Here is a 15,416-nt window from a genome sequence, read left to right on the forward strand (position 1 = left end):
TCGATGCCGACCGATCAAAAACGCGCCGGATCGCTCATGGGCCGCGTGGGCCGCTGGGCCACCGCACAGAACGTCATCGCCCTCGTGCTGGTGCTGGCCGCCGTTGCAACCGGCTATATGCTGCGCTCGGTCGGCCGCAATTGGGACGACTACGTGCAGTTCCACCCCGACGAGCGCTTCTTCACCGGCTACGTCGGCGGGCAGATGGGCCGCACGTTCCTGACCTTCACCGACGGCAACGAGTCCGAGCAGAATGCGTACTGCCGTGAGCAGTACCCGGACAACAACGGAATCGGCCCGTTCTTCGACGCGCGCTGCTCGAATTACAACCCGCACAACATCGGCGCCGGGCTGTACGTGTACGGCACGTTCCCGCCGTTTGTGGCCAATTTCGTCGCAAACACGCTGGTCGACGTCACCGGCGACGACGTGTATTTCAGCTACGACGGCTTCCCGCTGGTGTGGCGCTTCCTGTCATCGATCTACGACACGGTGACGATCCTGTTGGCGTTCGGCATCGGCTATCAACTGCGCGGGCGCTGGACCGGTGTGCTTTCCGCGTGGTTGTACGCCGCCGCCGTGCTGCCGATCCAGACCTCGCACTTCGCCACCGCCGAGACGATGACGGCAATGTGGGTGGCGCTGGCATTGTTTGCCGCATTGCGCGTGCAGGCCACGGGCCGCTGGTGGGAATACGGGCTGTTCGGCGTCGCGTTCGGCGCGGCGCTGGCAAGCCGCTTCAACGTGCTGCCGCTGGTCGCCTCGATTCTGGCCGTCACCGCGCTGCGCATGCTGCCTGCACTGGACGTGCACATCACGGGCAGCGAACGCCGCCGCATCTTCATCCACGAGTTCGGCGGGCTGGTGCTGGCCGGGTTCCTCACGCTGCTGGTGTTCCGCATCTTGAACCCGTACGCATTTGTCGGCCCGGGCTTCTTCGGCCTGATGCCCAACAGCCGCTGGCTCGACGACCTCAGTCAGGCGCGCTTTGAGACCAGCCCGGCCAACGGGTCGCCGCCGCAGTGGCAGTGGGTCGGCCGCACGCCGTACCTCTACCCGCTGTCCAACATGGTCCTATGGGGCATGGGCATTGCGCTCGGCGCCGCGGGATGGATCGCGACGGTGTGGTGTACGGTGCGCATCGTGCGCGGCAAGCCCAAGGCGCTGGTCGCCCTGCCGCTGTTGGTGTGGGTGATCGTCTATTTCGGCTTCATCGGTGGCAACTTCGTCACCACGATGCGCTATTTCATGCCGCTGTACGCCACGTTGGCGGCGCTGGCGGCTTACGGGTTGATCGGCGCGGCGTTGTGGGCCAATCAGCGGCGCTGGCGCCCGGCAGGCCGCACCGTGCGGCGCGTGTTCGCCTATGCGGCGCTGGCGATCGTGCCGGCGTTCACGCTGTTCTGGGCGCTCGCGTTCACCAACATCTACCGCAGTCAGGCCACGTTTACGCAAGCCGGCCATTGGGTATGGGAGAATCTCCCCGGCGACTTTGCCATGAAGCTCGACGGCGCGCCGGACGACAGCCCGTGGATCAACATTGCGCTGTTCAACACCGACGGCACCAAGAACGAGCCGATCAGCAACGCGACGCACATTGCGACGTCGTTCAGCCACCGCGTCGAGTTCGTCTCGGCGCAGTCCGGCACTATCAGCCGTATCTTCGCGCCGCACCTCGGCTCGCGCGATCCGGACATGGGGCCGTCCGCCCTGCGCATCTGGATCACGCCGACCACCAGCGACGCGCCGTTGGTCGAGACGGTGCTCACCAGCGACTTCCCGTACGACCCCAACGGCGTCGGCGACCCGTACAATATTCCGATCAGCCCGCCGCTGCAAGTCACGGCCGGTGAGCGCTATGCGTTCAACGTGCAGGCGGTGGCCGGCGGGCCAGTCGTGTCGTCCGGCGCGCTGATGGCGTGGGAAGGCGCGTGGGACGAGGTCGTGCCGCCGCAGGTGTGCACCCTGCCGCTGGGCATGACGCTGGCCGACGACCCCGCCCCCGGCATCCTCAGCCCGGACGACTGCAACAAGCGCAATACGTGGGCCACGCTGCTCAATGGCTACGAGCTCGACCTGGTATCCGAGGACGACGACCGCAAGCGCGAGCACATGCTGCGCGTGCTGGACAACACCGAATACGTGATTATCGGCACCAACCGGCGCTACGACTCGCAAAGCCGCATCGCGCTGCGGTGGCCGCTGACGAACCGCTACTACGATGCGCTGTTCAGCGGCGAGCTGGGCTACGAACTGGTCGAGGTCTTCCACGAGACGTTCGAACTCGGGCCGATTCGCATCAGCGACCAGCATCTGCCGACGTATGATAGCCCGGCATGGCTCAACGAGTTCGAGGCCGAGGAAGCCTTCCACGTCTACGATCACCCGGCCGTGTTCATCTTCAGGCGCGGTGAGAATTACGACCCGCAGCAGACCGCGGCGATCCTCAACAGCGTGCCGCTGCAGCGACCGCCGGCGGTCGGGGGCTCTCAGGGCGACCCGACGCTGATCGGGCCGGTCGTGTGGGACGTGCAGACCGCCCATCAGGCGCCGACTCAACTTGTGCTCACGCCCGACCGGTGGGACGTGCAGACCGAAGGCGGCACATGGTCGGAACGCTTCGACCGCGAGAGCGTCGTGAACACGCAGCCGGTCGTAACGGTCGCGTTCTGGTACGTCGTCGTCTGGTTGATGGGGCTGGCGATCTGGCCGGCGCTGTTCCGCATGATGCCCGCGCTCAGCGACCGCGGCTACGGCTTGGCGCGCACCGCGGCGATGATCCTGATCGGCTTGATCGCGTGGGTGCTGTCGAGCACGCAGGTGCCGGCGTGGAACGGCCCCGCCTTGTGGGTGATTACGCTTGCCGTGGGTGCCTTCAGCGCGCTCGTCGTATGGCGCAACCGCGCCGCGTTCGGCACATTTGTGCGCGAGAACTGGCGCCTGCTGGCGATCACTGAGGTCGCGTTCCTCTCGCTGTTCGTCGCGATGCTGGTCGTCCGCCTGAGCAATCCCGACCTGTGGACAACCGGCTTCGGCGGCGAAAAGCCGATGGATGTCGCGTACTTCAACGGCGTGCTGCGCAGCACCGTCTTCCCACCCATCGACCCGTGGTTCGCCGGCGGCTACATCAACTACTACTACGTCGGTTATGTGCTGGTCGGCGTTCCGACGTTGATGACCGGCATCATCCCGTCGATCGCCTACAACCTGATCCTGCCGATGCTGTTCGCCATGACCGGTGTCGCCGCGTTCAGCCTCGCCTTCACGTTGGTCGACCGCTGGCGGGTTCAACCGACGTCGCCGGGGGTGCGCGGTAAGCCCAACGCGCGGCGGCGGCTTGGCAATCCGTACGTCGCCGGCGTTGCCGCCCTGCTGCTGGCGGTCGTGCTGGGCAATCTCGACACACCGCGGGTGGCGCTCAAGGGACTGGCGCGCCTTGGCGGCTACAACGATCAGTATTCGATGCTCGAGTTCATGAGCCGCGAATATCGCGATCAAACCGGCACCGAGCCGGAAGGCGACGCGTACATCTCGGTTTTGGAGCGCGCGCAGAATGCCTCGGTGACCGACAACATCCGGTACGAGCTTGAGATCGCGTATCAGCAGTGGCGCGCCGTCTTCGAGGGCATCGGCCGTGCGTTCCAGGGCGAGCAGGTGCCGATCGGCTCCGACCGCTGGTTCTGGGCGCCGTCGCGCGTGATCGCCGAGTCGGTCGGCGGCGGCGCGATCACCGAGATGCCGTTTTTCACGTTCGTATACGGCGACCTGCACGCGCACATGATCGCCATGCCGATGATGCTGTTCGCCGTCGGCTTCGTGCTTAACGAGGTGCTGGTCGCGGGCCGCGAGCCGCGCCGCATGATCTGGCGCTGGCTGTTGATCGCGCTCGGCGGGGCGACGGTCGGGCTGTTCCGCGCCGTCAATACGTGGGATTGGCCGACGTTCACCGCGTTGGGCGTGTTGGGACTGGGCTACGCATGGTGGCTGCGCTGGCGGCGGATCTCGCGCTGGTCGCTGCTCGACCTGTTCCTGACCAACGGCGGCTTCCTCGTCGCTGGATGGCTGGCCGCGCGTCCGTTCTCGCAGTGGTACGCTAGCACCTACAACAGCATCCGCTTGTGGGACGGCACGCAAACGCCGCTGTGGGCTTACTTCGACATCCACGGCCTGTTCCTGTTTGTGATCGTCTCGCTGCTGGTGTGGGAGACGGCGCGCTGGATGGGCGCGACCAAGGTCCGCGCACTCCGCGGACGGGCGCTGATGCTGCTGGCCGGCGGTCTGATCGCGCTCGGCCTGCTGCTCGGCTCGGTCGTGGTCGCGCTGGCGAACTATCAGGTGGCGCTGGTGGTCGTGCCGCTGCTGGCATGGATCGCCCTGCTGTTCTTCCGTCCCGGGCAAAGCATCGCGCTTCAATTCGTGCTGGTGATCTCGGCGCTGGCGCTGGCGCTCACGCTGGCGGTCGAGGTGATCGTGCTCGATGGCGACATTGGCCGGCAGAACACCGTGTTCAAGTTCTACATTCAGGTATGGCTGCTGTTCAGCGTCGCCGCGGGCGCGGGGGCGGCATGGCTGATCCAATCGGCGGTCAACTGGCGGCGGGCGATCTTCCTGCCGTGGGCGACGGTCGGCAGCCTGCTGCTGATCGCCGCGTCGCTGTTCCCGTTCCTCGCCACATGGGGCAAGTCGAACTACCGGCTTGCGCCCGAGGTCGGCGTGACGCTGGACGGCGCGCAGTTCATGGCCGCCAAGACCGACTACTTCGAAGGCAGCGTGCCGGAACTGGTCGACATGTCGCTCGACTATGCCGCGATCACGTGGCTGCAGGACAACGTTGTCGGGTCGCCGGTCATCATTGAGGGCCGCAGCCCGCAGGAGGAGTATTACTGGGGCGGGCGTATCGCCATCCACACCGGCCTGCCGTCGGTGCTGGGCTGGAACTTCCACCAGCGTCAGCAGCGCACCCTGCCGCAGTTAGGTGAGCTGGTCTGGCAGCGCGTCGCCAACATCAACTACGTCTACACGACGCCAGATGCGCTCGCTGCGTGGCGGATTCTGCGCCACTTCGACGTCGAGTACGTCGTCGTGGCTGGGCTGGAGCGCGCGGTCTATTCCCAAAGCGGCGGACTGGCGAAGTTCGACGCGATGGTGAGCGATGGCTGGCTCGAACCGGCGCTGACGGTAGAGGGGGAAACGCTCGTCTACCGTGTATTAGAAGAGAACGGGCCGCGCGTCAGCGTGACGATGCGATGACGGCGTACGGCGCAGGCGTGATTGATGCAGCGGCGCGGAAACCCGTTTTGATGGAGGCGTGGTGATAGGGGAATGGCTCGCCCGTGAGGGCTGGATCGTCGCGAGCTGGTGGCTGATTGCGACCGCTGCCGGCGCGGCGGCGCTGCCGCTGGCGTGGCGGTTCCTCGGCGCGCTGCCTGATCGCGGTTGGCTGTTGGCGCGCCCACTCGGCCTGCTGACGACCGGCGCGGTCTTTTGGCTGCTCACGAGCCTCGGCTTCTTGCGCAACGAGCCGGGCGCGATCGTGCTGTCCGGATTGATCGTATTGGGTGCCGGACTGCTGGCGCTCAACCGCGTGCCCGATCTCAGCGGCAGGCCCGACACGCTGCGCTCATGGTGGCAGCGCAACCGCTGGGCGGTGATCGCGGTCGAGCTCCTGTTCGTCGCGCTGCTGGTGCTGTGGGCCATTGTGCGCGCGCACCAGAACAACGTCGTCACCACCGAAAAGCCGATGGACCTCGCGTTCCTCGCCTCGATCGTGCGCAGCGAGACGTTCCCGCCGCAGGACCCATGGCTGTCGGGATACGCGATCAGCTACTACTACTTCGGCTATGTGATCGCCGGCATGTTCACCAAGCTGTCCGGCGTGGTGGCCGGTGTCGGATACAACCTGTGGACGGCGATGCTGTTCGCACTCACCGGCGTGACGGCCTTCGGCGTGGTGTACAACCTCGTGCGCGTGCACGGGTCGCAGATCGCCGGCATATTGGTCGGCCTGATCGGGCTGTACGCCGTCGCGGTGATGGGCAACTACCAAATGCCGCTGGTCGATATGCCGTACATGGACAGGACGGCTAGCGAGGACTACCTCGCCCTCTGGGACGTGCGCGATCGTCAGTCGCCGCTTGCGCAAGAGTCGCCCGCTTGGGACTACTGGTGGTGGTTCAGGAGCGCGCGCGTACTGCACGACCGCAATCTGCCGGGTATGCCCGGCGCGAGCGAAGAGGTCATCAACGAGTTCCCGATGTTCAGCTACGTGCTGGCGGACAACCACCCGCACGTGATGGCGCTGCCGTTCGCGCTGCTGGCGATGGGCATCGGCCTCAGCCTCGCGCTCAACAAAAGCCCGGCGGGGACGGCGATGGCGGTGTTTGCCGGCGTCACGGTCGGCGGACTGATCTTCTTGAATACGTGGGACACGCCCATCTATCTCGCGCTGATCGTCGGGGCCGAAGCGCTGCGACGATACGCCCATACGTGGGGACGCTTCAAGGTCGACGACGGTATCGCGCTGGTTGCGTTCGGCGGCTTGACCGTCGGCACGATGCTTGTGTTCTACCTGCCGTTTCTGGTCAGCTTCGGCTCGCAGTTAGGCGGCGCGCTGCCCAACTTCGTTCATCCCACGGCGACTCAACAGCTTCTGCTGGCGTTCGGCGCGCTGTTCCCGCTGACGATCCTGTATCTGGCGGTGGAAGGTTGGCGCGGCGGTCGGGCGCTCAATTGGCGCACGGCGGCCTTCACGACCGCCGGCGTGTTCCTCGCGATTCTTGGCGTGATGGCGCTGCTCAGCTTGCTTGGGGCAGTGAATCCATCGTGGCTGGGGCCGCAGCAGGATTATCTGACTCGGGCCGGCGGCGAGGCATGGGGCGCGATGCTCCTGAAGCGCGGTTCGCACGTGCTGACGACCGTACTGCTGCTGGTTGGCGTCTTCGTGGTCGCGGCGCGGCTGTTCGGCCGGCCCTATGCCAACGGTATGCTGCCCTTCACGCTGCCGACCGGCTACGCACTGCTGATGGTCGGCGGCGCGCTGCTGCTCGTGCTGGTGCCGGACTACGTGTACCTGCGCGACGGTTTCGGAAGCCGCATGAACACCGTGTTCAAGTTCTACTATCAGGCATGGGCGCTGCTGGGTATTGCGACCGCGTACGGTGTATGGACGATTTTGGACGGCGGCGGCGAGAAACGGCTGCCTTCGGCGTCGCGAATCGGGTTGGCGATCCTGCCGGTGGTACTGTACGGGCTCGGTACGTTCTACCCGCTCAAAGCCACGACCGATCGCATGTTTGTCGAGACGGGGCGCAGTTTCAACGATTTCCCCGGCCCGCTCACGCTCAACGGCGCGCCTACGCTGACCAACCCCAACGATTACGCGGCGCTGATGTGTCTGCGCGGCCTGACCGAAGGGCAGGCCGACGTCGTGGCGGTCGAGGTCTCGTTTCATGGCAGCTACGACTACTTCGCCGGCGGCATCGCGTCCGGGCGGCTTGCTGGTATTACCGGCCTGCCCACCGTGATCGGCTGGCAGGGGCATCAGCGGCAGTGGCGCGGCCGCGGTTACGACGCCGCCGTCGCCAGCCGCCCGGCCGACATTCAGCAGTTGTATACCGATCTGCGCCTCGACGTGGTGCAGCAGATCATCGACCGCTACGGCATCGACTACATCGTGTACGGCAACGCCGAACGCGCGCGTTACGGCTCGGACGGCGAATTGAAGTTCCGCGAGGGGCTGCCCGTCGTGTGCGAGTCGGGCGATACGCGCATCTACCGCACCAGCAGCGCGGCGGCCAATCCCGCGCTGCAGAACTAGGGAGGCTTGCGTGAGCGAAAACGCACTGCCCATCACACCTGCCGGCGACTTCGAGCGCACCGCCGAGAGCACGCCGGTCGTCACGCTTGAAGGCGTGTTCTACGCCGTCTTGGCGGCCGTCGCGGCGCTGCTGCTGCTGGCCGACCTCGGCACGGTCGCCCCGCGGCTCGACGAAGTGACCGACATGGTCGCGGCGTATCGCGGCACTGCAACCGCCAGCCCGCTGCTGATGTGGGTGCAGTCGTTCAGCTTCGACGTGCTTGGCGGCACTGCGTTCGCGGCGAGAATCGTCACCGCGCTGGCCGCGCTGGTGCTGGTGATGGCCCCGGCACTGTTTCGCAGCGAACTTGGGCGCACCCGTGCGCTGGCGCTGACACTGCTGCTGGCATTCACGCCACCGTTGATCGCCGCCGGGCGCAGTGCCTCTCCGCTGATCTGGAGCATGCTGCTCGGCGTGTTTGCCCTGCGCGTGTGGCTCGATCATGTCGAGTCGCCGTCGGCGGGGCGCGGCGTTCGCGCCGTGATGCTCACCGCCGCCGCGGTTTTCCTGAGCGGGCCGGCGGGCCTCGTGACGCTGCTGCTGATCGGCCTGTCCGCTGCCGCCGCGCTGGTGTTCTCCAGCGCAGATGCCGAGACGGAGAGCGAAGGCCAAAACCGGTTCGCCGCCGTCATTACGGCGGTGCGTTCGGTGCCATGGCAGACGGCGGGGATCGCCTCGGCGCTGCTGATCGCCGCGGTCGCCACCGGGTTTATGACGGCGCCCTCCGGCGCTGCCAGCCTCGGCCGCTTGTTTGAAGGACTCGGCGCCTATTTTGCAGGTAGCCCGGTGAGCACCGTCAACCTGAGCCTGTTCTACCAGCCTCTGACGTGGATTCTTGCGATTGGCGGGCTGGTCGTCCTGCGCGGCATCGGCTGGTCGGGGCCGGATCGCTTTTTCACGGCGGCGCTGCTGTTCAACCTGCCGCTGGCGCTCGTCGCGCCGGACGCGCATCACACGCTGCTGATCGCCGTTACCGTCGCCGGGTTGGCCTCGGGCGCGCTGGCCGCGTGCCTCGCCCCGGACCGCCGCCAGAAGATGTACGCCGATCAAGAGGTCGCGCGCGGCGATGAGCTGGCGCGGCTGTACACGCCGGCGGCCGGGCGCTTCATCCTCACCTTCGTCATCTTCGCGCTGTTGTTCATCCTCAGCGTGCACATGCAAGGCGCGGCCCGCGAGCTCTTGCAGGTCGAAGGCGGCGACATCGACGGGCTGGTCAACCGCATGCAGATGAACCTCGTCTCGGCGGACTTTCGCGTCGGGTTGCTATGGACGGTGATCACGGTGCTGTTCCTGCTGATCGGCTTCTTCCTCGCCGCGAGCCTGTGGGGAAATCGGGTCACGCTTCAAGGCTTCGGCCTGGGCTTGACGGCCATGCTTCTCGTCTCGCAGCTATCGGCGGCGTGGTACGTGACATCGTTCAACGCATACAACCCGGTCGAGCCGTGGAATCACCGCACGACCGGCCAGCCTTACCAATTGCTCGAAGAGACCTTGCACGATCTGACCCTGCGCGAGTCGCAAGGGCTTCCGCTGCTGCCGATTACCGTGATCCGCGACCCGGCCGGCAGCGTGACCGAGGACGGCCTGTTGGGTTGGCTGCTGCGCGACTACCCGCACGCGACGTATGTCGCATCGCTCGATGAAGCGCGCGCCGCGCCGATCGTGGTGCAGATCGTGCCGGCGCTTCGCATCGACGACCCGCTGCCGGAACTGGGCGGCAGTTATGTCGGGCAGCGATTCGCGCTCACCATGCGTTGGGATCCCGCTTCGATGCGGGGCCTCGACAGCCTACCGTGGGTCTTGCAGCGGCGCGTCCGCGTTCTCCCTGCAGCGGACGTCTATGCGATGCTGTGGCTGCGGCAGGACGTGTTCGAAGGCGAGCCGATCGAGGAGCTTGTGCGGTGAGTAACCGCCGCGGTGATCGTGTAGAATGCCAGTGACCGTACAACAACTAGCGATGATGACTCCCAACCCGCCCTACGACCCCACCCCCGACCTGATCGCGCAAGCACTGCGCGGCGATCAGTCGGCATACGCTGCGCTCTACGAGCGTTACGCGGCGGGCGTGTATCGCCTGTGCTACAGCCTCGTGTTCAACAGTCAAGACGCCGAGGACGTACTGCAAGACTCGTTCGTGTACGCCTTCAAGAACCTGCAACGCTTCGACGACACGCGGGCCAGCTTCAAGACGTGGCTGTACACGATCGCCGTGAGCCGCTGTCGCAACACGTACCGGCGCAAGCGTTTCCCGCTGCTCGACATCGCGCAGATGTTCGGGCTGGACGTGGCCGCGCCGGATCACGAATCGCCGGAGGCGGAGCAGGCGCGGCAGGCCGCGCGCAGTGCAGTCAATCGCGCATTGGCCGAGCTGTCGCCCAACCTGCGCGAGGCGGTGGTGCTGCGCTACGGGCAGGGCCTGACGTTCCGCGAGATCGCCGATGTAATGGACTGCCCACTTAAGACCGCAGAAAGCCGCGTCAGGCTCGCTCATGAGCGCCTGCGCGGCGTGCTGAACGATCAAGGCCGCGCGCTGCTAGCCGAACTGCTGAGGTACTAGGAGATGGCTGTGATATTCCGCCGCCTGTGGGATACGCTTCGCCGGCCGTGGGTGCTGCGCCACCTTCCCGCCTTTATCCGCGGCGAACTGCCGGTCGAAAGCCGCCGCGAAATCGCGCGTTGGATCGACGCCGACGCCGGTATCGAAGCGGCTGTGGACGACCTGCGCCGGACCGACGCCGGCCTGCGCCGCGAGTTGGGCGGGTTGGGCCGCGCTGCGCCGTCCCAGTTGGAGCGTGGATGGGCGCAGATTGGCGCGGCGCTGGAAGGCCGTGCGCCGTTGTGGCGCCTTCGGGCCGTCAGCGACTGGCGGCGCAGTGCCGCCGCCGCCGTGATGGCCGCGCTGCTGCTGATCCCGCTGCTCGTGAGCGGAACTGCCGCGGCGTCGATATTCATCCCGACTCAGCCGCGTCCGCAGACGATCGACGACGTGATTACGCCGACCGGCGAGGGGCAGGATGTCCGTCCGGCCGATACGCTCACCCCGGCGCTGGCGACTGCCAGCCTCAAACTCCGCGCGACCCCGACCGCCCCGGATTCAAACTAGAACCGACGAGGACTCGATGGCAGCTACCGCATCCCGCCAGCCCCAGCACACCGACTACACCGACCCGCTGCGCGGCACATTGATTCGACGCTTCGCCGTGCGCTGGGAACTGGTAATCCTGTCGGTCATCCTGCTGCTGGCGATCTTCACCCGGCTGTATGCGCTCGGCGATCGCGCCATGAGCCACGACGAATCGCTCCACGTGTACTACTCGTACGAGCTGTACATGAAAGGCGACTTCAACCACACGCCGCTGATGCACGGCCCGATCCTGTTCCACGCCACGGCGCTGAGCTACGCGCTGTTCGGGGACAACGATTTCAGCGGGCGGCTGTACGCGGCGGTGCTGGGCATCGCACTGGTGATGACGCCGGTGCTGTTCCGGCGCTGGCTCGGCAGGTGGGGGACGATTCTGGCCTGCACCATGCTGCTGATCTCGCCGCTGCTGCTGTACTACAACCGCTACATCCGGCACGACACGCCGTCGATCCTCTCGGCAGTGCTGATGGTGTGGGCGGCCATGATGTACATCAGCGGCCCGCCCGACCAGCGGCGAAAACCGCGCTTCCTGTACATCGTTTCCGCCACCATGCTGTGGAACCTCGGCAGCAAGGAGACGGCATTCATCTACATCGCGCTGTTTGGCGCGTTCTTCACGCTGTACTGGCTGTTCCGTATGGCTCAGACCGTCTGGAAAATCCCGGCGCGGCAGTGGTTTAACGGCACTATGCTGGCGATTGCCCTTGGCGGGACGCTCGCCATCGCCATGTACATCATCGTCGACATCGTCCCGCTCGAGTCTGTCTCTGCCGGGGCACAGTTGGAGGGCCTGACCTACAACCTCGACTCGCGCAGTTTCGTGTTATGGACGTTGGCCGCGGTGACGAGCATTGTGCTGGTCATCGTCGGCACGCTGTTGTGGGCCTACCGCGGGCGGTTCAGCCGCGTGCCGTGGCGCGAGTTCGCCATCCTGACTCTCGTGGTCATTGGCGTCACGGTCGGCCTGTTTATTATCGAGGAACTGTCACACATCACGCGCGACCAGATCGGCATTCAAGCCCCGCTCGACCCGAACGCGGTCGACGAGGGGGCCGCCCTCACGGGCACCATCCGCTGGTTCTGGGTGCTGGTGCCGTGGGCGCTGATGGCCGGCGCGTTGGCGCTGTTCGTCGTGTCGCGCCGAAAGAACGCCGAAGGCAAAGACTGGTGGGACTGGCTGCATCAGTTCCCCGAGCTTGACGTGCTGTGGGTGATGGGCACGCTGATTCTGCCATGGGCGACCGCCGTGTTCATCGTGTCGGCGCGCGGCACGCCGGCCGAATACGAGGCGATCGGCACCAGCTTCGGCTTCCTCAGCGACGTGCTGCCGGTGCAGTCAGCGATGCAGATCGGGCAGTTCATCGTCGGCGGCTTGTGCTGGCTTCCGCTGATGATCACCGCCATTGCCGCCGGCTTGACATGGAACTGGCGACGCTTCGTCGTGTGCTGGCTGATCTTCCACAGCCTGTTCGCGTTCTTCTTCACGACCGTTTTCACCAACATCCCCGGCCTCGCCACCGGCATGATTTACAGTTTGCAGTACTGGCTGGAGCAGCAGGCCGAGCGCCGCGGCAGTCAGCCGCAGTACTACTACACGCTGATCATCCTGCCGATGTACGAGTTCCTGCCGATCATCGGGTCGGTCGCGGCAACGTTCGCCGGCACGTTCATCTTCTGGAAGCGCCGCCGCCGCATCCACGACCTCGAAGACGAGGTCGTCGCCAACCGCAAGCAGTTGGCGCTGGCGGCCGTCGCTGAGGGCGAAAAGCCCAAGAATTCCGACGAAGCGGACGATGTGCCCGCGCCTGTCTCCGTGAACGTCGATACGTCGGCGATCGAAGCGCGCAACGCCGAGATCGACACGCAGCTCACACGGATGCGCCGACTCGACGAGGTGCCGTTCCTGCTGCTGGTCGGCTTCTGGGCGGTGCTCAACATCATCTTCTACACGCTGGCCGGCGAGAAAATGCCATGGCTCGGCACGCACATGACCACGCCAATGATCTTCCTGACGGCGTGGTTCTTCGGGCGCATGTTCGACCGCATCGACTGGGGCCTGCTGCGCAAGGCGGGTTGGATCAGCCTGCTGATCTTCCCGCTTGGGCTGGCGGCGGTGTTCCAGTTGGTCGTCTTGCAGCTTACCGGACAAGGACCGTTTCAGGGCGTCGCGCAGTTCCAGCTCGAGTGGACGTACTCGTGGCTGGCGGCCGCTGCCGTCGCGATCGGCGTGGCGTGGGGTTACACCTACATCCGGCGCCTGACCAACGGGCGGCACGTCCGCCAGTTGTTCGCCGTAGCTACCTTTAGCGTGCTGGGGCTGGTCACGTTCCGCTCGGCGTGGATGGCCTCGTTCATCTACTACGACTATCCCAACGAGTTCCTCGTGTATGCGCACGCCACCAACGGCACCAAAGAGGTTATGCGGGCGATGGAGGACATCAGCCGCCGCACGACCGACGGCCTGCGCCTGCGCTTTGCCTATGACCACAAGCTGAGCTGGCCGGGCGCGTGGTATTTCCGGCAGTATTCGAACGCGGTCTATATGGGCGAGTCGCCCACGCTGCAAGTCATGGAGAACGCGACGGTCGTACTGGTCGGCGACGAGAACCGCAACGTAGTCGAGCCGCTGCTGGAAGACCGTTACCAGCGCTTCGACTTCAAGCGCATGTGGTGGCCGATGCAGGAATACTTCGGCATGACCGCCACGCGTATGGTCGACCTGTTCGACATGACCGACCCGCAGTCGGCGCAGATGCGGCACGGCATGTGGGACATCTTCTGGCAGCGCGACTACACCAAATTCGGCGAGGCGACCGGCCGCACGTTTACGTTCGACCGCTGGCCGGTGGCCGAGAATATGTATATGTACGTGCGCAAGGACGTGGCCGCGCAGGTGTGGCCGTATGGCATCGGCGATGGCAGCGTGCTCAACCCGATCGACACGATCGAGGTCAGCCCGTGCGTCGCCAACTGGCAGCAGTACCCGGCCCTGACGGTATTCGACACCGCGCCGCTGGGCGGGGCGCTCGATTCACCGCTCGGCATCGATGTCACCAGCGACGGGCGCGTATTCGTGGCGGAGGTCAACGGCAACCGCATCTCCGAGTTCACGTCCAACGGTGAGTACGTCCGCAGCTTCGGCGAGCAGGGCCCGGCCGACCGCCCCGGCCCATTCTTCGAGCGCCCGCACAGCGTCGAGGTTCTGGCGAACGGCTCGATCGTGGTGGTCGATACGTGGAACTACCAGATTCGCGTGTTCGATCATGACATGCAGCAGACGGCGCGCTGGGGGCAGGCGCTGACCGTGGGCATCAACGCCCCGGCCGAGCCATACGATGGGTTCTGGGGGCCGCGCGAGGTCGCGATCGGCCCGTCCGACGGCCTGATCTACATCGCCGACACCGGCAACAAGCGTATCCGCGTCTACACGCCGCAAGGCGAATGGGTGCGCGACATCGGGCGCGGCGGCAGCGGCGAAGGCCAGATCGACGAGCCGACCGGCATCGTCGTCCATCCCGACGGGCGCGTGTTCATCGCGGAAACGTGGAACCGGCGCATCGGCGTCTTCTCCGCCGACGGCACGTTCATCGACAGCTATCCCGTGCGCGCGTGGTACGAGGACTTCGGCAATCGGCCGTACCTGGCGCTGGATGCCGCCCGCGACTTCCTGTACGTCGCCGATCCGGACGGCGGGCGCGTGCTGGTCTACAGCGCGACGGACGGCGCGTGTATCGGCGCGTTCGGCCGGCTCAACCGCGAGTTCCCGAACACGGCCGAGTTCTCGACTATCGGCGGCATCGACACCGACCTCGAAGGCAACGTGTACGTGGTCGACCTGACACAGGGCCGCGTGTTGAAGTTCCCGCCGTTCCCGACCCCCGAGACCGGCAGCATCGAAGATCCGCCGGGCGTCGGCATTCCGGTCGACATCCCGCCGGTCGAAACGCCGGAAGTTCAGGGGTAGGGGCTAGGGGTAAGTAAGGGCAAAGGGGAAAGGGTCGAGGGGAAACGCCTCGGCCCTTTCTTGTTGCGCGCTGGAACGTGACTTCCACGGCCGCTCGGGTTGAAACCCGAGGCTAAGCAGGTCGAAGTCCGCTGAAGGGACTGTTTCGGCTGCCACGCGGAGAGCCAGCCCGCAGGGCTTCGATATTTTTAGCCGGGCGCCGGGCGGGGCCGAAAACAGAGGGGGGGGCCCCCCCCCCGGGGACCCAGGCCCCCCCCCGGGGGGGGGGGGGGCCAGGGACACCCACCCCACCAACACGAAAAGGACGGGCCCAGGCCGGGACCGGCGCAAAGAGCCAGGGACCCGGCCGGGGCAGCCGGGGGGGGGGGGGAGGGGGGGGGGGGGGGGGGGGGGGGGGGGGGCGCGGGGGGGGGGGGGGGGGGGGGGGGGGGCGGGGGGGGGGCCCCGGGGGGGG

General features: G+C 66.2%; 6 protein-coding genes. All 6 read left to right on the forward strand.

Features of this window, described 5'->3' with window-relative positions:
• Window positions 1-3: 3 nt before the first annotated feature.
• The 6 genes from IPM16_16705 to IPM16_16730 all read left to right on the forward strand — a co-directional run bounded on the left by IPM16_16705 (window position 4) and on the right by IPM16_16730 (window position 14,962).
• Entirely contained in the window at window positions 4-5,250 is a 5,247-nt protein-coding gene (locus IPM16_16705; protein MBK9124743.1) for a glycosyltransferase family 39 protein, read from the forward strand.
• 61 nt (window positions 5,251-5,311) lie between these two features.
• On the forward strand, window positions 5,312-7,816 hold the full coding sequence (locus tag IPM16_16710; protein ID MBK9124744.1) for a hypothetical protein: 2,505 nt from the start codon (window positions 5,312-5,314) through the stop codon (window positions 7,814-7,816).
• 10 nt (window positions 7,817-7,826) lie between these two features.
• Entirely contained in the window at window positions 7,827-9,761 is a 1,935-nt protein-coding gene (locus IPM16_16715) for a hypothetical protein (protein ID MBK9124745.1), read from the forward strand.
• A gap of 31 nt (window positions 9,762-9,792) precedes the next feature.
• Window positions 9,793-10,413 (forward strand): sigma-70 family RNA polymerase sigma factor, encoded by a 621-nt coding sequence (locus IPM16_16720; GenBank protein ID MBK9124746.1) that lies wholly within the window; start codon window positions 9,793-9,795, stop codon window positions 10,411-10,413.
• A gap of 3 nt (window positions 10,414-10,416) precedes the next feature.
• A complete protein-coding gene (locus IPM16_16725) occupies window positions 10,417-10,959 on the forward strand; it encodes a hypothetical protein (GenBank protein ID MBK9124747.1) in 543 nt (180 codons plus the stop codon).
• Window positions 10,960-10,975: 16 nt separating this feature from the next.
• Window positions 10,976-14,962 (forward strand): TIGR03663 family protein, encoded by a 3,987-nt coding sequence (locus IPM16_16730; GenBank protein MBK9124748.1) that lies wholly within the window; start codon window positions 10,976-10,978, stop codon window positions 14,960-14,962.
• The last annotated feature ends 454 nt before the right edge of the window (window positions 14,963-15,416 follow it).

Source organism: Candidatus Flexicrinis affinis (assembly GCA_016716525.1).
Classification (GTDB): Bacteria; Chloroflexota; Anaerolineae; order Aggregatilineales; family Phototrophicaceae; genus Flexicrinis; species Flexicrinis affinis.